This window comes from uncultured Roseibium sp. (assembly GCF_963675095.2).
In the GTDB taxonomy this organism is placed as follows: domain Bacteria; phylum Pseudomonadota; class Alphaproteobacteria; order Rhizobiales; family Stappiaceae; genus Roseibium.
Genome location: NZ_CAXXSJ010000012.1, coordinates 17,405 through 34,659 on the forward strand (window position 1 = coordinate 17,405; position 17,255 = coordinate 34,659).

The following is a 17,255-nucleotide window of genomic DNA, read 5'->3' on the forward strand; positions in this document are numbered from 1 at the left end:
TATCGGATGAAATCAGGGGGCTCCGGTTAGGAGATCACGCCCATGATGTCGGATTCCTTCATGATCAAGAGATCTTCACCGTCGATCTTGACTTCGGTGCCGGACCACTTGCCGAACAGAACACGGTCGCCGGCCTTCACATCGAGAGCGACCACCTTGCCGGATTCGTCGCGAGCGCCATTGCCAACGGCAACGACTTCGCCTTCCTGCGGCTTTTCCTTGGCGGTATCCGGGATAATGATGCCGCCAGCGGTCTTTTCTTCGGAACCGACACGGCGGACAACGACACGGTCGTGCAGCGGACGAAATGTCATTTGGCTTTTTCCTCTCATGGGGCACGCCCCACACTTAACGGCAGCGTGCTGGCATGAACTTAAGGGTCTTATAAAGACACCGGCCCTCGGGCGCGGCGTCTGCTAGCACTCCCATCGGGCGAGTGCTAACAAGCGACGATTTAGGTCCGCCGCCGGGGCTTGTCAATGGTCGGTCGGGAGAAAACTCGCCTGTGAAACCGATGAAAACGACAGGTTAACCGTCATTAACCGATCAGGCGTCCGCCGCCGGGTCGCTTCGCCTGTGCGCGTCCGCTCCCCGGCAGGGCTTATTGGCTGGTGGAAATGGTGAAGGGGAGGGAGATCGTTCCCGATTTTCCGCCGATCTTGTCGGCGAACGTCGTTTCCAGCGTGTATTTGCCGGCCGGCAGGCCGCTGAACTGGAACGACAGGGAGGCCGACAGTTCCCGTTTGGCGGACCGGGTCGTGCCCGAGAAATCCGCGAACCCCTCCTGGGATGCAAGAACCTGTCCGGTCGTATTCAAGAGGCGGTAGCTTGCCTGAAGGGAATAGCTGTAACTGGCATCCGACGAGGAAAATCCGTAGCCGACCGGTTCTGCATAAACCGTGAGCGGCTCATCGGCGGCAAAGGACGCGCTGGCGCGCGGCGTGTACTGTCCGTATCCGGCTGCGGGCGCTTCGGCAAAGGCCGCCACCGTGAAGGCAAGTCCGGAAGTATTCCAGGCATCGGAGAGCGCGGCCAGACTATCGGCAAGCGCGCCTTCCGGTTTTGGAAAGTCCGGTGTACCTGTCTGAGCGATAGATGCACAGGAAAGCGTCGTCGCGGCCAGGAATAGCGCGCCCCTTACCGCTTGCCGTGCAAAGAAACCGTTTTGCATTTACTTACCCCTGAGCCAGCCCAACAGCATTGTTTTTTCAGCTGCTTTTCAGCCGATATAGACCGCCTTTGGCCAAGACACAAGGATTTGCGTGCAGTGCGGTAAACGCGAAACCGGCTAAAGGCTTCGCCCCGTCCAGGATTGACGCTTGCGATAGATTGTCGACGGGCTGATTTCAAGCGCCGCTGCCGCCATGGCAATATTGCCGTCGAAGGCGTCCAGGGCATCCTCGATGATCCGCCGTTCCTGCGCCCAGAGCGGTTCGATGGCGCCGAAGGCCCGGCTTGGCGCAGCCGCCCGCGCCCGTTCCCGCGACAGGTCGACGATCGTGTGCCCGCGTCCGGAAGGGTCGCGGATCAGCATCGGCAGCATATCCAGGGTGACGGCGGCTCCGTCGTTCATCACGACGATCTGGCGGATTGTGTTCTCAAGCTGGCGCACGTTGCCCGGCCAGGGGTAGGTCAGCAGCTTTGCTTCCGCGTCAGCGTCGAAGCCCTTGAAACCGCGACGTTCTTCCGCGGAAAACCGATCCAGGAAGGTCTGGGCGAGCGGGAGGATGTCATCACGGCGTTCGCGCAGGGGCGGAAGCTGGACCGGTAGGACATGAAGCCGGTAGTAGAGGTCCTCGCGGAACCGGCCAGCGGTAATTTCGGCGAGAGGGTCGCGGTTGGTCGCGCAGATGATGCGCGCATCCACCTGGCGGCTGGCTGTGTCGCCGAGGCGCTGAAACGTCCCGGTCTGCAGGAACCGCAGCAGCTTGCTCTGAAGCAGCAGGTCCATTTCGCCGATCTCGTCGAGAAACAGGGTCCCGCCATCCGCCTGTTCGGCCGCGCCCGGTCGGCTTTCGGTCGCTCCGGTAAAGGCACCGCGCATGTAGCCGAAAATTTCGCTTTCGATCAGGTCTCGCGGAATGGCCGCGCAATTGATGGTGACAAACGGCTTGTTGTTCCTGTCGGAGAGCGTGTGGATGGCACTGGCACACAGCTCCTTGCCGGTTCCGGATTCCCCGGTAATGAAAACGGGGGCCTGCGAAGGCGCCATCCGTTTCACCTGATCGAACACGGCAAGCATCGGCGCCGAGTTTCCAATCAGCTTTTCAAGACCTCGGGTGTGTGCGGCGGGGGCAATGATCGGCGCGCTCAAGTCGGGCGCAGCGGCGATGGTGTGGTCGTCGGCACAAACGGCGGTTTCAGCCCAGGGACGCGGGTCCCGCTGGTCCAGCTGGAAATTGATTTTTGAAGCCAGTGCGTCCAGGGAGAACGGTTTGGTCAGGAAATCATGCGCGCCGGCGCGCATCGCATTGACGGCACGTGACACGGAGCCTTTCGAAGAGACGGCGACCAGAACAGTTTTGGGGCAGCGCACCGCAAAAGATTCCAGGACGTCTTCACCACCGATTGTTTCCAGGTCCAGGATCAGGATGTCGGTCGTCTTATCGGCAAGCTCTCCAAGACAGGAGTCCGGATTTGTATAAAGCGCGGGTTGCGCGCATGGAGCAGCCAGTTTTGCACAAACCGCGGCGGTGCGAGTGGCTTCGGAGATCGAAGCGTCAAGAACGCGTACCATAACGGGTCCGGTGAGACCCTCATTACTCCCCATCGCTGGGCATCCCCCATCATTTCAAGCAGGGTTCGACATGGATCGAACTGATCACCTGATGAATGTTTCTACGAACAGGGTAAACAAAGCGTTGTCATGGAGGGAGAACGATACAGGATAGTGCCGGACCGGCGGGGGCCCCGCAGTCAATTCAGCAAGAATGGCCCGGATTAACGAGGGCTTGCCTCATAGAACCGTGCAAAGGGCATAGCCGGCAATAAAAGAAAGAAGCAGGATGCAAATTGCGACGGGAAGCCTGATTTTGTTCGGAATATTTCCCAAGATCGTGGTCGCTTCGGCAGAAGTCGGCGGCTGATTTTCGAAGGAATCCGTCCCGGTCAGGATTTCGGAAGCGGCCGTTTCGGGTGGTGTCTTCGCAACCGGGCTGTCCGCATAGGTAAGGATCTGTCCGGTGATGGGGGGGATCCGGTTTGGATTTTCGCAAGGCTGCCCACTTGGTTCCGCGATCTTATCGGGCGAGGGGACAGTCGACCCGGGGCCGTTCGCCCTCAATTCGAAGACCGGCACATAACTCCCCTTGGGGATCGAAATCACGATCGGGTCATGTAAACCGCTGCCCGCATAATATTTTGTGAGCCGACGCCTCAATCGGGCGGCTTCCACCCTGACAATCGGATCGGTGACCGGATTGAAGGAAACGTCCCGGCCGAGGGCTTCGACCGCAATCGTGTAGCCCTTGATTTCGTCAAGCCGGCCCTCGATCGCCTTGGAGACCACGTAGTTCAGGAAAGCGCGGAGTTGAATGACGGAGTTGAATTCGGGGCTGGTGAGCACCTTGTGCAGGGCCAGCCGCGCGTCGTCGCGGGAAACCAGAGCCGGATCGGTTAAGCCGGACGGTTGATCGGCAGATATGGGGCTGCCCGTTTCGCTTTCGCTCTCCCGCGGAAGCCGGGAATGTTGCCCGGCTGTCGTCATGGTCTGCCCCCCTGCATTTTCTGATCAGTCGTGCATTCTTCCGATGACGTATGAAATCAGGATCGAAAATGTCGTTACGTAAGGTTAGCCAAGACATTGATGATAGGGAAGCAAAAAAACAAGGCAGCTCATGAGTTCGGTTGTTTCGATCCGCCCCGCGGATCACGGGTAAATATGCGCAATCTGCCGAAAACCGGATCGCTTAATCGGGGACAACCGCGAGAATCCGCCCGATGGCCTCTGGAACGGATTCGGAAGCGGCCAATTCTTAAGGCATGATTAACGGTGAATTTGTGATTCGAGTTGAGAGCGTTTTGCGAACATGGGCCGCACGGCGACCATATTCATAGCGATATGCATGAGCGTGATTGCGCTTTCTGCTGCGGCTGTGCTGGTGTTCCAGTTCGGTAGGCCGTTCGGGGAAGCGGTGTCGCTCTCGTTGGCCTTGATGTGCACGATGATCATGTTCCACCTGCTCATTGCCAGGGCGACGGACCGAAGCGCTGTAAGCGACACCGTGGATCGTCTGGAAGACCGGATGGTGGAACTCGATGAGGATGTGGGCAATCTGGAAGGGCGCCTGACCGGCGTCGAGCGCAACATCCCCCGTCGGACGCGCGAGGAAATCGATCCGCTGTTCGCTGAAGTGGAGGTTCTGGGCTCTCTGGTCAAGCAGATGGCAGAGGCCATGACCGACCTCGAAACGCGTTTCGATGATCAGCAACGCCTGGCACCGCCGCCTGCCGCGCCGGGTCTACCCAACTATAGGACTCCGGTATCGTCTTATGATCCGGGCGCGACATCCAGCCCGGTGCGGCGTGTTCCGCCTATGGACGATCCTTATCGATCTCCGAATTCCCGAGCGGAACCGGAGATGAGGTCGACTGATTACGGCAGGGGGCCTGACTACGGCAGTACCTCCGACTACGCCAGGGGCGAAGACTATGGACGGCCGTATGGCTCTTCGGACCATGATGCCGCATCCGGTTTTCGCCGGGACGAACCGGCCTCGCGTTCGGCGTATCTCCCTCAGGGAGAGGATCCGTACGACACTCCCGAAACTTCCGGTGTTTTCGGTGGCGGCGACGATTTCGGAACGGATGGCGTCCGGAAGGCGGAGCCGCAGCCGGATCCGGCAATGCGGGAGTTGATTACCGCGGCGTTGAACGCGAACCGTGTCGAACTGCATTTGCAGCCGATCGTGACGCTACCACAGCGCCAGGTGAAATATTACGAGGCCTTTACGAGACTGCGTGATGGGAAGGGCGAGTTGGTTCCGGCAGCCACCTTCCTGCCCGAGGCGGTTCGGGCTGGACTGATTGCCCGTATCGACAATCTGCTGCTGTTCCGGTCGATCCAGGTGATCCGTCGCCTCACGTCCCGAAACCGCAATGCCGCGCTTTTCTGCAATATTTCGTCCTCATCCCTGGTGGACGAGACCTTTTTCCCTGGGTTCCTTGATTTCGCGAGCGCAAACAAGAATATCGCCGATGTTCTGATTTTCGAGTTTTCTCAGGACGATGTGTCCAGAATGGGCGTCGTGGAAATGGAGAGCCTGAACGCGCTTGCGGAAATCGGTTTCCACTTCTCCATCGACCGCATCACCGACATGAAGATGGACTTCAAGTCGCTCGCGCAGCGCGGCTTCAAATACGCCAAGCTTCAAGCCGACTTCCTGATCGGCCGCCGGTCAACAGACCACGGACATATCCATCCGTCGGATTTCGGCGATCTTCTTCATCGGTATGGCATGGAGCTGATTACCGACCACGTGGAAACCGAAAGTCAGGTGCTGGAACTTCTCGACTACGAGGTCAAGCTGGCCCAGGGCAACCTGTTCTCGCCGCCGCGCCCCGTACGCTCGGAAGTCCTGCAGGGCGCGCCGGCTCCCGCGCCGCGCAAGCAGCGGGCAGCCGGCTGATCTTTTTTACTTAGTCGGTCGCCGGCCCGACCGAAACGACGGTCGGTTCCTTCCCGGCCAGCAGGCGTTGCGCGACCCGGTTCACATCCTCGAGCGTGACGGCTTCGATCTCGCTGTTGCGGCGGTCGAAGTAGTCGATCCCCAAGCCGGCATTCTGCAGAGCGACGAGCTGGCTGGCGATCTTGCCCGAAGAATCGAAGCGGAGCGCATAGGACCCGGTCAGGTAGCGCTTGGCGCTGTCGAGTTCCGCCTGCGTCGGTCCCTGGGTGGCCATCCGGTCTACCTGTTCCAGGACGATTTTCAGGGTTTCGTCCGCCCGGTCGGCGCGGGTCGCTGTCGATCCGAGGATCAGTCCCATGTGATCGTAGGGGATAACGGACGTATTGACGCCATAGGCCAGTCCGCGCTTTTCGCGTACTTCCTCATAGAGCCAGGATGTGAAGCTTCCGCCGCCCAGAATATGGTTCATCACATAAGCGGCCTGGTAATCCGGATCGTCGCGTTTCAGGCCCGGCAATCCGAACATCAGGGTCGTTTGCGGAACCTGCAGCGACTTGGAAATGGTCAGGCCGGTCTTCGGCGTTGCCTCCGGGACCGGTGACAGGTCGCTGTCTTCCGGCAGTCCCGCAAACACGCGATCAAGCAGAGGCGCCAGGGTTTTCGCATCGATCGCGCCGACCACGCCGATCGTCAGTCCGGGCCGGGCGACAAGCCGTTTGTGATGCTCTACGAGGTCTTCCGGCGACAATGTTTCGAGGCTTTCCGGGGTGCCGCCGGTCGGACGCGCGTAAGGATGGTCGCCAAGGGCGGCCTCGGTGAAGCTGAGGGCGGCGATCGCGTTGGGATCTTCCGCGTTGCGTTTCGCACTCGAAATCAGCTGCGCTTTCATTCGCTCGACCGCTTCCGTGTCGAACCGGGGCTTGGTGAGCGCGAGATGCAGCAGGTCGAAGGCTTCGTCCCGCGTCGGCGTCAGCGTGCGCAGATTGCCGTAGAACTGGTCCTTTCCGGTGTCGAAGCTGATGTTGACGGCCAGTTCCTCCAGACGGGCCTGAAAGGCCTGCGACGGGAGGTCGCCCGCGCCTTCGTCCATGGTCGCCGCCAGGAGCCGGGTCAGGCCTTCCTTGCCCTTCGGATCCTGGGCCGCGCCGCCCTTGAACGAGAAATTCACGGCAATCTGGGGGATCGTGTGGTCCTCGACCAGCCAGGCTTCGATGCCGCCCGGGCTGATGACCTTTTGAATTTCGACGGCCTGTACCGGCAGAACGACCAGGGAGGCGGCAAACAGGCTCAGGCAACCTGCAGTCAGAACACCCAGGCTTTTTTCAAAAAGAGCACGCATGGTTCAGGACTTTCCTTTCGCTTCTGCGGAGCCGGCAGTCCCTGTCCGGGTTTCCTTGATCGGTTCGGCGTGCTTCAGCAGACCCGTTACCGGCGGGCCCGAAAGGAAGGTACGGGCCGCATCCTGCACGTCCTGGGCGGTGACGTTCTGAATCTGTTGTGGCCAGGTTTGCACGTTTTCCAGGGTCTGCCCTGTCGTCAGCGCGCTGCCGAATATCCGGGCAAGGCTCGACTGGCTGTCCTGGGCATAGATCGCGTCGGCAACCATGCTGTGCTTGGCCCGTTTCAGTTCGTCTTCGGTGACACCGTTTTCAATGAGCTTGTTCAGTTCTTCGGTGAACAGGGTTTCGAGTTCGCCAAGGGAATGTCCTGGGGCAGGTGTGCCGTAGAACCCGAACTTGCCCTGATCCAGCGCATCGCCCTGATAGTAGCTTCCCGCATTGATGGCGATCTTGCTGCCAAGCACGGCGGATTTATAGAGGCGGCTCGTCGGCCCCCCGCCGAGAATGTAGGACAGAACATCGAAGGACACGGGGACACGGCCTTCGCCGGTCGTCTGGCTCGGCACAATCCATGTCTGGGACAGGCTTTCCTGGCGGACGCGCGCATCGGAGACCGAAATCCTGCGTTCTCCCGTCAGAGGCGGTTCGGCGGGGCGGACGCGGGCACCCGGTTCCGCACGGCGGGCAACCTTGCCGTAGGTTTCCTCGGCCATTTTCCGGACCGCGTCGGCCGTCACGTCTCCGGCAACCACCAGCACCGCGTTGTTCGGCGTGTAGAAGCGGTCATAGAAGGCGATGACCGCTGTCCTGTTGAGCGCCTGGATCTCGTGTTCCCAACCGATTACCGGCGAACCGTAGGGATGATTGACGAAAAGGGTCGCGTTCATGGTCTCGCGCAGTTTCGAAGCGGGCTCGCTGTCGACCCGCATTCGTCGCTCTTCCAGCACCACATCCCGTTCCGAGCCGATCATGTCATCGGTCAGATGGAGGTTTTCCATGCGGTCCACCTCCATTTCCATCATCAGGGGCAGATGTTCCTTTGCCACCCGCTGGAAATAGGCGGTGTAGTCCGTGGAGGTGAATGCGTTTTCCTGGCCTCCGATGTCGGCAACCATCTTGGAAAAGGCTCCGTCAGGATGCTTGGTCGTACCCTTGAACATGAGATGTTCAAGGAAGTGTGCCACGCCGGACTGGCCTTCCGGCTCGTCGGCGGAGCCCGTTTTGTACCAGATCATATGCGTGACCACCGGCGCCCTGTGGTCGGGGATGACCACGACCTCAAGTCCGTTTTCGAGCGTGAAGTGGCTGAGGTTCGGCGCGATTTTCAAGATTCCCGCCGACGGGTCCGATGCCGCGGGCTCCGCGGCATAGGCGGAAATCCCGGGCGCAACGCTTAGAAAGCCGGCCAGGCACATCGCTAGCGCGGGAAGGGTCAGGCGGGTAGGTTTCTTGTGAACGGTTGGTTTTTCGAAACAGGGCACATCCGTCTCCGGGTTCTTCCTCGGTTCCGCAGGCCCTTGATTCGCTTGGACCTGCACAGACTCCACCTTCCCATATAGGGTGGAGATCCGCGTCGGTCCCGTTAATTATTGGTCATCTTGACGGAGCGCCGAAATCCGGCGCTGTTATCGCCCGATGCTCTAATCCTTGCACTTGAGGTTGCGGTTGTCGCCGGTGCAGGCGATCGCGCTGGACGCATTCCTTTTGACGTCATCGTCGACAACTTCGGGCAAAGTCGTCCCTTCGGCAGGCGTGCTGTATTCGCTCGGGGGCTCGATCAGGTACCGCCGGGCCAGTTTATCCTGCGAGCCTCCGGTCGCCCGTTGCTTCAAATCGCCGGCTGCCGCGCCCTGCGCCCGCATTTCTTCCGGGGTCAATCTGGCGCCGTCTTCCAACTCGTTCTGACGTTTTTCGGCTGCAAAGTCGCGCGGCTTGGTATTGTAGATATTGATCCCGCGGGCCTGTTCCGGGGTCAGCCGCGTGTTCTCGTTGCCGTCGTGTCCACCAACGTTCTTTTGTGCGTAGAGCGCCTTCACGGCTTCGTAATCGTCTGACGCCTGAGCGGCTGGCCAGTCTTGGGATTGCGAGCCGGCGACCTTGGTTTCCGGTTTCGGCAACGCGGTCGGCTCAGCCGGCATGGCAAGCGGCGCACGCGGCTTGTAATCGATCGGCTTTGCCTTCGGGTCGACAGCGCCGAGCCCGGACATGATCGCGCTGACCATGGCCGTATCCGGGGCCTGGGTCGTTCCATCGGCTGCCTGGCATGCGGCGAGCGCGGAAAACGCCAGAAGGGCGACCGGGCGTGAAAGCTTTCTCAAATAGGTCCGCAGCACCGCAGACTCCTTAGTTTTCGTCAAAGCGATTCCCGCCGCATACCTTCGGGCGCGCAGCCGGACTCAGCCTGAGTTCCTGATCAGTCCACCCAATAAAGACTTATTTTGCGGCTGAATTAGGACCGGATTTCAACCCGTCATACAGCAGTCCGCAAACTCCGGCAACGATCCATACGTCGGCGAAGTTAAAGACGTACCACGAGAAATCGCCGACATGGAAATGGATGAAGTCGACGACAGCGCCGTAAAGAAGGCGGTCGATGCCATTGCCGATCGCGCCGCTGATCACCAGGGCCAATGCCAGGGCAAGGAAACGGTGACCTGCGCGAACCGACCAGATCCACAGGCCGATGGCGGCAATCAGGGTTGCCACGGCGAGGACCCATCGTCCGACCTCGCTGTCCTGCTGGAACAGGCCATAGGAAATGCCCCTGTTCCACACCAGGGTGAGATCCAGAACCGGAAGCAGCTGCACGGGGCCGCGTCCTGCGAGGCCGAAGCCATGGAGAAGCCACAGCTTCGACGCCTGGTCCAGCAGCAGTCCGGCAAAGGCGATGGCGAGAACGAAACCGCTCTGCCGCCCCCAGAGCCAGCGGGCAGTCCAGGACGAGGGGCTCTGTGCGGTTTCGCCATCTCTCATCGGCGGTTCCACTGTCCTTTGCCGGTTTCTCGATCAGGCCGCCTGATGCGCTGCATCCCATTCCCGCAGAGCTGCCGCATCGCGAAGCGTCACATCCGGGTAGTCCGGATCGGACCCGACTTCCGGCAGGATCTTCCACGAACGGGCGCATTTCCGCCCCTCGGCAAGGCCGGGAACGACCGCAACACCCGGTGTGTCGTCCAGCGCAAAGGCGCCGGCAGGAGCCGGATCGGCACTCAGGGTTAGCTGGCTGGTGATGGCGATATCGGCCATGTCCTTGCCTTCCAGGGCGGCCATGAGGTCCGGATCGGTCACATGAACGACCGGATGGGCCTCCAGAGAAGACCCGATCCGCTTTTCCCGGCGCTCCACCTCGAGCGCACCGGTGATCACCCGGCGAACGGTGCGGATCTTGGCCCATTTCGCGGCCAGCGCTTCGTCGCGCCAGTCCGCCGGAACGGCGGGGAACTGTTCCAGATGCACGCAAGCGTCGTCGCCGTGGCGCGACATCCAGGTTTCTTCCATGGTGAACGGCAGCATCGGCGCCATCCAGGTCACCAGGCAGTTGAACAGCTTGTCGATCACATAGAGGGACGCCTTGCGGCGCACCGAGGAGGCGGCGTCGCAATAAAGCGCATCCTTGCGGATGTCGAAATAGAAGGCCGACAGTTCCACCGTCATGAACGTGAACAGGTGATGGAAGATGCGCTTGTAGTCGAAGTCCCAATAGGCCTTGCGGACCAGATCGTCGAGTTCGGCCAACCGGTGCAGCATCAGCCGCTCCAGCTCCGGCATGTCCGCGTGAGCCACCTCTTCACCGGTCGCATGGCCGAGCGAACCCAGCATCCAGCGCAGGGTGTTGCGCAGCTTGCGATAGCTGTCGATGCTGGTCTTCAGGATTTCCGGACCGATACGCTGGTCTTCCGCATAATCCGAAGAGGCCACCCACAGGCGCAGGATGTCGGCGCCGTACTGCTTGATGACGTCTTGCGGAAACACCTGGTTGCCCAGCGACTTGGACATCTTGCGGCCGTCCTCGGCCATGGTGAAGCCGTGGGTCAGGACCGCGTCGTAAGGCGCGTGACCCCTGGTGCCGCAGCCTTCCAGCAGCGAGGAGTGGAACCATCCGCGATGCTGGTCGGAGCCTTCCAGATAAAGCACGTAGTCGTCGCCGCCGAGACCCTTGCGTTTCGGCATCAGGTCTTCGCGCTTTTCCAGGCAGAAGGCATGGGTGGAGCCGGAATCGAACCAGACATCCAGGATGTCCGTGACCATGTCCCAGTCGTCGGCCTTGTGGTCGTTGCCCAGGAACCGTTCCTTGGCGCCGTCCGCAAACCAGGCATCGGCGCCCTCGGAGACGAAGGCTTCGTAGATGCGGGCATTGACCGCCTCGTCCTTGAGGACCTCCGCCGTCTCCTTGTGGATGAACACGGTGATCGGCACGCCCCAGGCGCGCTGGCGCGACAGGACCCAGTCCGGCCGGTTCTCGATCATGGACCGTAACCGGTTCTGGCCGGAGGCCGGAACGAAGCGGGTATTGTCGATCGCATTCAGCGCGCGCGCGCGCAGCGTGTCGTCCTTGCCGTCGATGTCGCGGTCCATATAGACGAACCACTGCGGCGTGTTGCGGAAGATGATCGGCTTCTTCGACCGCCAGGAATGGGGATACTGGTGCTTCAGCCGGCCGAGACCGATCAGGGCGCCGCTTTCCTTCAGCGCCTCGATCACGGCCTTGTTGGCCTTGCCCTTCTCACCCTTGTGGGTGATCACCTGGTTGCCTTCGAAACCGGGCGCATCCTTGGTGTAGAAGCCGTCGTCGGCGACCGTGAACGGGATGGCGGTGTCGATGCCGCGCGCTTCCAGTTCGCGGGCATTCGCCATCCAGATCTCGAAGTCGTCCGCGCCGTGGCCCGGAGCGGTGTGAACGAAGCCGGTGCCGGCATCGTCGGTGACGTGATCGCCATCGAGCATAGGCACGTCGAACTGGTAACCGCCAAGGTCCAGGTCACGGAACGGATGGGCGAGCGTCAGCGCAGCCAGTTCTTCCGGCGTCACGGCGCGCACGTGTTCGTAGCGTTCCACACGGGACTGCTCGAAGACGGCGCCGGCGAGCGCATCGGCCAGGATCAGCTTGTCGCCTTTCTGAACCCAGTTCTCCTCCGGCAGGTCGTCCTGGGTCACCTTGTAGAGGCCGTAATGGATCCTGGAGGAGAAGCAGACCGCCCGGTTACCCGGGATCGTCCAGGGGGTCGTCGTCCAGATGACGGCGGAGGCGTCAAGCAACTCGTCCGCTTCCGCGTCGTTGGTGCCGCCGGCCTCGACCACCGGGAACTTCACCCAGATCGTGTCCGACTGGTAGTCGTGATATTCGATTTCCGCTTCGGCCAGCGCGGTCTTTTCCACCACGGACCACATCACCGGCTTGGACCCGCGATAAAGCTGCCCGGACATTGCGAACTTCATCAGTTCCTGGGCGATCACCGCCTCGCTCTCGAAGCGCATGGTGAGATAGGGGTTTTCCCAGTCGCCCTCGATACCGAGGCGCTTGAATTCCTCGCGCTGCACGCCGATCCAGTGCTCGGCGAACTCGCGACATTCCTGGCGGAATTCGTTGACCGGAACTTCGTCTTTGTTCTTGCCCTTGGCGCGGTACTGTTCCTCGATCTTCCATTCGATCGGCAGGCCGTGGCAGTCCCAGCCGGGAACGTAGTTGGAGTCCCAGCCCATCATCTGCATGGAGCGGGTGACGATGTCCTTGAGCGTCTTGTTCAGCGCGTGACCGATGTGGATGTTGCCGTTGGCGTAGGGCGGGCCGTCGTGGAGGATGAACTTGTTCCGGTCGGTGCCGGCTTCCCGAAGCTTCTTGTAAAGGTTCATCTCCTGCCAGCGCTGCAGGATTTCCGGCTCCTTCTTGGGCAGGCCGGCGCGCATGGGATAGTCGGTCTTGGGCAGGTTCAGGGTTTCTGAATAGTCGCGTTCAGGTGTCTCGGTCATCACGTATGGGATCCGTTCGGAGAGGCGCACGGCAGGTTTGAGAAAAGGCCCCGTGCGCGCTGCTACGGTCATTATCGGCTGCACGGCGATCGGAAGATGCCGGCCATGAGAGATTTATCCCGGTCCTTGGGCGCCGCAGGGATGCGTCAGCCGAAGGCCGGGCCGGTAATTCGACGGTGCTGCAGCAGGGTGCAGTCTCTTTTCGTTTCCAGCCAGCGAAGCATGCGCAGGACATAGCAGCACTTTGTCGATGAATAAAGTCATTCCGCGCATTGGCGCGCATGATCGAGCGACGCGCCCGCACCAAATCGTTTCTTAACGCTCCTGCCTTAGGAACGGGCAGGGACCTGGGAATGGATGGGACGATGATCGAGGCATTGAGGCAGGGGCGCTGGGCGACCCGCGACCGGCTGGTTCCGGCTGGTTTCATGGCCCTTGGCGGTTATCTTGTCGTCCTCGGCTACCTCTACCTTTATCCGGGCATCCTGACCGCCCCGGGCTGGACTGCTGTCGTCAACGACTTTCTCAGTTTCTGGGTCGCCGCCCGCGAAGCCGTTGGCGGGGCTCCTGCCACGCCTTACAAAATCGAGGATTTTGCCGCGCTCCAGGCGGTCTATATCGGTGCCGGTCACTATTTCGCATTCTTTTATCCGCCGACGTTCCTTCTGATGCTCCTGCCGCTCGGCCTGTTGGGCGGCGTGGCCGCCTACTGGGTCTTCCAGATCCTCGCATCCCTTGCGGCTGGATGGGCGTGCTGCCGGATCATGCGCCACTGGCACGGGCTGCTTCTGGCGGCGGCCCTTCCGACCAGCTTCAACACTTATTTTTATGGACAGAATTCCCTGCTGGCTGCGGCATTCCTCGGTGCAGGCCTGATCATGCTGGCCGAAAAGCGGCAAATCCTGGCCGGTGTCTTCATCGGCCTGATGACATTCAAGCCGCAATTGGGCGTGCTCATTCCCTTCGCGCTGATTGCGGGCGGGTATGGACGGACGTTTCTGTCTGCGGCGGTGACAACGGTGCTTCTGGCCGTTTTCAGCTGGCTCGTCTTTGGAACGGCGACCTGGGAGGCCTTTTTCGCCCAGACAGGGTTTGCGCAGAAAACCCTCAACCTTGGCCTGGTCGACCTGCACAAGATGATCTCGGTCTACGCGGCGGCAAGGCAAATCGGCGCGCCGATCCAAATTGCCTATGGCCTCCAGGCTCTAACAGCGCTCACAGCCCTGGTTACGGTTTGGCTGTCCTGGCGAAGCCGCATGCCGTTTGAGGCGAAGGCAATTATTCTGGTTGCCGCCGGGTTGCTGGCGACACCCTTTGCCTTGTCCTATGACCTCGCTCTTCTGGCTGTGGCGCTGGCCTTCCTGCTTCGCTTCGGCCAGACCGAAAGCCTGCCGCCCTGGAGCGCGACGCTTGCTCTCGTTGTCGTACTGATGGCGGCCGGGACCCGCTTTGCGGGTGAGGTCGGCTTCCCGTTCCTCGGACCGATCCTGTTGGTCATCATGATCTGGATCGGTTGGCGTTGCACCGAGGGCGCGACCGGGAAAACGGCTACAGCTTAGCTCCCGGTTCGTTTGCTCTTCGCTTGTTTAGCGCCCGTTCGCGCTGGGTGATGTAAAGCCCGCTGCCGACGATAAGGGCGATGCCGATCCAGGTCGGCCCGTCTGGAAAATCGCCGAACACCAGAAAGCCGAACAGCGTCGCGCTGACGATCTCCAGATATTGCAGGGGTGCCAACAGGGCCGCTTCGCCTTTCTGGAAGGCGGAGACGACCAGACCGTGGCCGACAAAGGAAATCGCGCCGATGGCAAAGAGAAAGCCGGTCTGGTTCAGGTCGGGAACCGCAAAGGCGTAGTCCGGATTGCCCAACAAGGTACCGACCGCCAGGGCAATTCCCAAGACGACACTGCCCGCCAGCCCGGCACTGAACTGGATCGCCAGAAGCCCGTCGGCGCCCGCGTAGAGCCGGTTGAGCAGGAGATAGCTTGCAAAGAAGGTCGCCGTCAGCAAAGGGAGCAGGCTCGCCGGGCCGATCTCCACAAAGCTTGGCCGAAGAATGATCAGCGCGCCGGCAAGTCCGATGAAGATGGCCGTGATCCGGCGCAGACCGACCTTTTCCTTCAGGATCAGCGCGGCGAGGATCGTCAGGATCATCGGCTCGACAAAGAAGATCGAGATCGCGGTTGCCACCGGCATGTATTTGACGGCGGTAAAGAAACACAAAACCGCTGCCGACAGCAGGATACCGCGCAGGTAATTGACCGCGGGTCTTTTGCTGCGCAGGCCCTTCAGGTTCCAGGTCAGAATGGCGGCCGCCAGCGAAATGATGAGCTGGAACACGAACCGGCCGAAGGTGACCTCCAGCGGCGGAAGCGACAGGGCGAGGTACTTGGCGATGACGTCCATGATCGGAACGATCATCATGGCGCCGGACATCAGCGAAAGAGCGACGAGGTTGTTGTCCTGGCTCGAGCCGGACGCGCCCGCCGGGGCCGTCATCTGTCGAACTCGAACAGCGTCAGGTCGACCGGGGAGATCGGCCGCAGCGAGGCAAGGGCAGCGCGCGCCTCCTCGCTGTCCCGGTCCATCTGGGCGATCAGCGCGTCAGCGGAATCGAATTTCTCTTCGCTTCGCAGGAAGGAAACGAGATGCACCCGGAGCGTCTCGCCGTAGAGGTCGCCTTCGAAATCGAACAGGAACACTTCCAGCAGCGGCGCACCATTATCGAAGGTCGGGCGCCGGCCGTAATTCGCCACGCCGTCAAAGACACCTTTCGGTGTCCTGACCCTGACCGCATAGATGCCGTGCTTGAGCGGGCAATGGGGATCGAGTTGCAGGTTCGCCGTCGGATACCCCAGATCCCGGCCTCGTTTGTCGCCATGGCGGACGTCCGCATCCACGAACCACCGGTAACCGAGCAGGCCGTTTGCAAGGGTCAGTTCGCCGTTCGCCAGGCACTCCCTGATCCGCGAGGAGGAGATGGTCTCCTCCGCTTCGTCCTGTTCGGCCTGAACAATGGTCACGCCGAAACCGTGCGTCTGGCCCGAGGCCCTCAGGAAATCCGGTGTTCCGGCCCTGGCCCTGCCGAAATGGAAATCATAACCGGTCACGGCGTGGCTGATCCCGAGCCGGTCGATCAGGATGTTGCCGACAAAGTCGGACGCTTCGATCCCGGCGAATTCGCGGGTGAACGGCAGCACCAGGACGCCGTCCAGACCGCAGGCTTTCAGGATATCCGCCTTCTGGTCGCGGGGCGTGAGACGGAAGACAGGCTTGTCCGGATTGAACACCGTGCGCGGATGCGGTTCGAAGGTCATGGCAAAGACAGGAACCCCGTCCTTGCGCCCTTCGGCAAGAGCGGCTTCCAGAACGGCCCGGTGCCCGCGGTGAACCCCATCGAAATTGCCGATGGCAACCACGCCGCCCCTCAGATGATCGGGAAAGGCCTCAAGACCGGAGATAACCGAAAATTCAGCCGGGTTTGCAACGGACATTCAGGGTACCTTCGTGGCCGGGCAGAACCGGCCTCGCCCGGCTACCCTCTTAATTGGGATTCGTGCGCATCGCCCGATGCCGCGATTCCAGACGCGCTCAGGGGTAATGCGCGCTGGAAACTGCCGTCTCCGCCACGAAAGGTCAAGCACTGCTGTTGCAATGGCCGGCCGGCTGGAAGCGCTGGCCGAAACCGCCTAAAGCCCGGAGCGGTCTTCGTCCGCGGAAGGTACCTTGACAAGTGCTTCGCCTTCCAGCACGACCATGTCATCAACGCTGCAGACGCAGGACAACCGTGCGCGGTTGCCCCGTTCCATCAGCTCTTCCACTTTCACCGTGACCAGAACATCGTCGCCGATCTTGACCGGGGCCTTGAAGTTCAGCGTCTGCGACAGATAGATCGCGCCGGGGCCGGGAAGCCTTGTGCCCAGAACGGCGGAGATCAGGCTTGCGGTATAGAGCCCGTGGGCGATGCGGGTCTTGAAAGGGGTCCGTGCGGCGAAGTGCTCGGAGAGATGGATCGGATTCCGGTCTCCCGAGACCTCGGCAAAACCGACAACGTCAGACGAACTCACATGCTTGAGCAGCGTTTCGGTCATGCCGACTTTGAGATCTTCGAAACAGAGTTTTTGCAGTTCAAGCATTGTGGGCCTTTTTTGGTTTTGTCTTGAGGATTCCAAGCAGAATGACCCTAGGCGAGCGGTGTTGCGGCGACAATTGGGCTTTGGGCGAAGAAAAAAACTTGTCTTATTAACGGTCTTTTCAGGGGCTTGGCGTAATTTCGCTTGAGTATGGGGAGGCGAGGACACGTGAAGTGTCTCTCTCCTTTGAA

At 60.9% G+C, this 17,255-nt stretch carries 14 protein-coding genes; 2 read left to right on the top strand and 12 right to left on the bottom strand.

The window, feature by feature from the left end:
• Positions 1–26 precede the first annotated feature (26 nt).
• The 4 genes from groES to ABIN98_RS04820 form a co-directional block, all read right to left on the bottom strand.
• Positions 27–314 carry a co-chaperone GroES gene (groES, locus tag ABIN98_RS04805; RefSeq protein WP_346907881.1) on the bottom strand — a complete coding sequence of 96 codons (288 nt, stop codon included), beginning with the start codon at positions 312–314 and terminating at the stop codon, positions 27–29.
• Positions 315–601: 287 nt separating this feature from the next.
• Positions 602–1,171: a hypothetical protein gene (locus ABIN98_RS04810; RefSeq protein ID WP_346907883.1), complete on the bottom strand. Its 570-nt coding sequence runs from the start codon at positions 1,169–1,171 to the stop codon at positions 602–604.
• A 117-nt stretch (positions 1,172–1,288) separates the two neighbouring features.
• On the bottom strand, positions 1,289–2,770 hold the full coding sequence (locus ABIN98_RS04815) for a sigma-54 dependent transcriptional regulator (protein ID WP_394701431.1): 1,482 nt from the start codon (positions 2,768–2,770) through the stop codon (positions 1,289–1,291).
• 186 nt (positions 2,771–2,956) lie between these two features.
• Positions 2,957–3,706: a hypothetical protein gene (locus tag ABIN98_RS04820; protein ID WP_346907887.1), complete on the bottom strand. Its 750-nt coding sequence runs from the start codon at positions 3,704–3,706 to the stop codon at positions 2,957–2,959.
• A 358-nt stretch (positions 3,707–4,064) separates the two neighbouring features.
• On the opposite strand from ABIN98_RS04820, the gene ABIN98_RS04825 reads away from it, so the two are divergent.
• Positions 4,065–5,627 (top strand): EAL domain-containing protein, encoded by a 1,563-nt coding sequence (locus ABIN98_RS04825; RefSeq protein WP_346907889.1) that lies wholly within the window; start codon positions 4,065–4,067, stop codon positions 5,625–5,627.
• Between the two features lie 10 nt (positions 5,628–5,637).
• Here ABIN98_RS04825 and ABIN98_RS04830 read toward each other — a convergent pair whose 3' ends face one another.
• The 5 genes from ABIN98_RS04830 to ileS all read right to left on the bottom strand — a co-directional run bounded on the left by ABIN98_RS04830 (position 5,638) and on the right by ileS (position 12,934).
• Positions 5,638–6,966: a pitrilysin family protein gene (locus ABIN98_RS04830; RefSeq protein WP_346907891.1), complete on the bottom strand. Its 1,329-nt coding sequence runs from the start codon at positions 6,964–6,966 to the stop codon at positions 5,638–5,640.
• Positions 6,967–6,969: 3 nt separating this feature from the next.
• On the bottom strand, positions 6,970–8,382 hold the full coding sequence (locus tag ABIN98_RS04835) for a M16 family metallopeptidase (protein ID WP_394701432.1): 1,413 nt from the start codon (positions 8,380–8,382) through the stop codon (positions 6,970–6,972).
• Positions 8,383–8,607: 225 nt separating this feature from the next.
• Positions 8,608–9,300: a hypothetical protein gene (locus ABIN98_RS04840; RefSeq protein WP_346907895.1), complete on the bottom strand. Its 693-nt coding sequence runs from the start codon at positions 9,298–9,300 to the stop codon at positions 8,608–8,610.
• Positions 9,301–9,400: 100 nt separating this feature from the next.
• Positions 9,401–9,940: a signal peptidase II gene (lspA, locus tag ABIN98_RS04845; protein ID WP_346907897.1), complete on the bottom strand. Its 540-nt coding sequence runs from the start codon at positions 9,938–9,940 to the stop codon at positions 9,401–9,403.
• Between the two features lie 33 nt (positions 9,941–9,973).
• A complete protein-coding gene (ileS, locus tag ABIN98_RS04850; RefSeq protein ID WP_346907899.1) occupies positions 9,974–12,934 on the bottom strand; it encodes an isoleucine--tRNA ligase in 2,961 nt (986 codons plus the stop codon).
• 353 nt (positions 12,935–13,287) lie between these two features.
• On the opposite strand from ileS, the gene ABIN98_RS04855 reads away from it, so the two are divergent.
• The gene (locus ABIN98_RS04855; protein ID WP_346907901.1) at positions 13,288–14,493 is read left to right on the top strand and encodes a glycosyltransferase family 87 protein; all 1,206 of its coding nucleotides are present in this window, start codon (positions 13,288–13,290) and stop codon (positions 14,491–14,493) included.
• Here ABIN98_RS04855 and ABIN98_RS04860 read toward each other — a convergent pair.
• From ABIN98_RS04860 to ABIN98_RS04870, 3 genes are all read right to left on the bottom strand, one after another.
• On the bottom strand, positions 14,483–15,430 hold the full coding sequence (locus tag ABIN98_RS04860) for a DMT family transporter (protein ID WP_346907903.1): 948 nt from the start codon (positions 15,428–15,430) through the stop codon (positions 14,483–14,485). The two genes, ABIN98_RS04855 and ABIN98_RS04860, sit on opposite strands and share 11 nt — an antisense overlap.
• Positions 15,427–16,425, bottom strand: coding sequence for a bifunctional riboflavin kinase/FAD synthetase (locus ABIN98_RS04865; protein ID WP_346907905.1), 999 nt, complete (start codon positions 16,423–16,425; stop codon positions 15,427–15,429). The genes ABIN98_RS04860 and ABIN98_RS04865 overlap by 4 nt, the downstream gene beginning before the upstream one ends.
• 195 nt (positions 16,426–16,620) lie before the next feature.
• On the bottom strand, positions 16,621–17,067 hold the full coding sequence (locus ABIN98_RS04870; RefSeq protein WP_346907907.1) for a MaoC family dehydratase: 447 nt from the start codon (positions 17,065–17,067) through the stop codon (positions 16,621–16,623).
• Positions 17,068–17,255 lie beyond the last annotated feature (188 nt).

Bases quoted from the DNA above. Each gene is read 5' to 3' on its own strand.
- ABIN98_RS04860 (WP_346907903.1), bottom strand. From the start codon at position 15,430: ATGACGGCCCCGGCGGGCGCGTCCGGCTCGAGCCAGGACAACAACCTC.
- ABIN98_RS04855 (WP_346907901.1), top strand. From the start codon at position 13,288: ATGGATGGGACGATGATCGAGGCATTGAGGCAGGGGCGCTGGGCGACC.
- ABIN98_RS04820 (WP_346907887.1), bottom strand. From the start codon at position 3,706: ATGACGACAGCCGGGCAACATTCCCGGCTTCCGCGGGAGAGCGAAAGC.
- groES (WP_346907881.1), bottom strand. From the start codon at position 314: ATGACATTTCGTCCGCTGCACGACCGTGTCGTTGTCCGCCGTGTCGGT.
- ileS (WP_346907899.1), bottom strand. From the start codon at position 12,934: ATGACCGAGACACCTGAACGCGACTATTCAGAAACCCTGAACCTGCCC.
- ABIN98_RS04830 (WP_346907891.1), bottom strand. From the start codon at position 6,966: ATGCGTGCTCTTTTTGAAAAAAGCCTGGGTGTTCTGACTGCAGGTTGC.
- lspA (WP_346907897.1), bottom strand. From the start codon at position 9,940: ATGAGAGATGGCGAAACCGCACAGAGCCCCTCGTCCTGGACTGCCCGC.
- ABIN98_RS04865 (WP_346907905.1), bottom strand. From the start codon at position 16,425: ATGTCCGTTGCAAACCCGGCTGAATTTTCGGTTATCTCCGGTCTTGAG.
- ABIN98_RS04825 (WP_346907889.1), top strand. From the start codon at position 4,065: ATGAGCGTGATTGCGCTTTCTGCTGCGGCTGTGCTGGTGTTCCAGTTC.
- ABIN98_RS04810 (WP_346907883.1), bottom strand. From the start codon at position 1,171: ATGCAAAACGGTTTCTTTGCACGGCAAGCGGTAAGGGGCGCGCTATTC.
- ABIN98_RS04870 (WP_346907907.1), bottom strand. From the start codon at position 17,067: ATGCTTGAACTGCAAAAACTCTGTTTCGAAGATCTCAAAGTCGGCATG.
- ABIN98_RS04835 (WP_394701432.1), bottom strand. From the start codon at position 8,382: ATGTGCCTGGCCGGCTTTCTAAGCGTTGCGCCCGGGATTTCCGCCTAT.
- ABIN98_RS04815 (WP_394701431.1), bottom strand. From the start codon at position 2,770: ATGGGGAGTAATGAGGGTCTCACCGGACCCGTTATGGTACGCGTTCTT.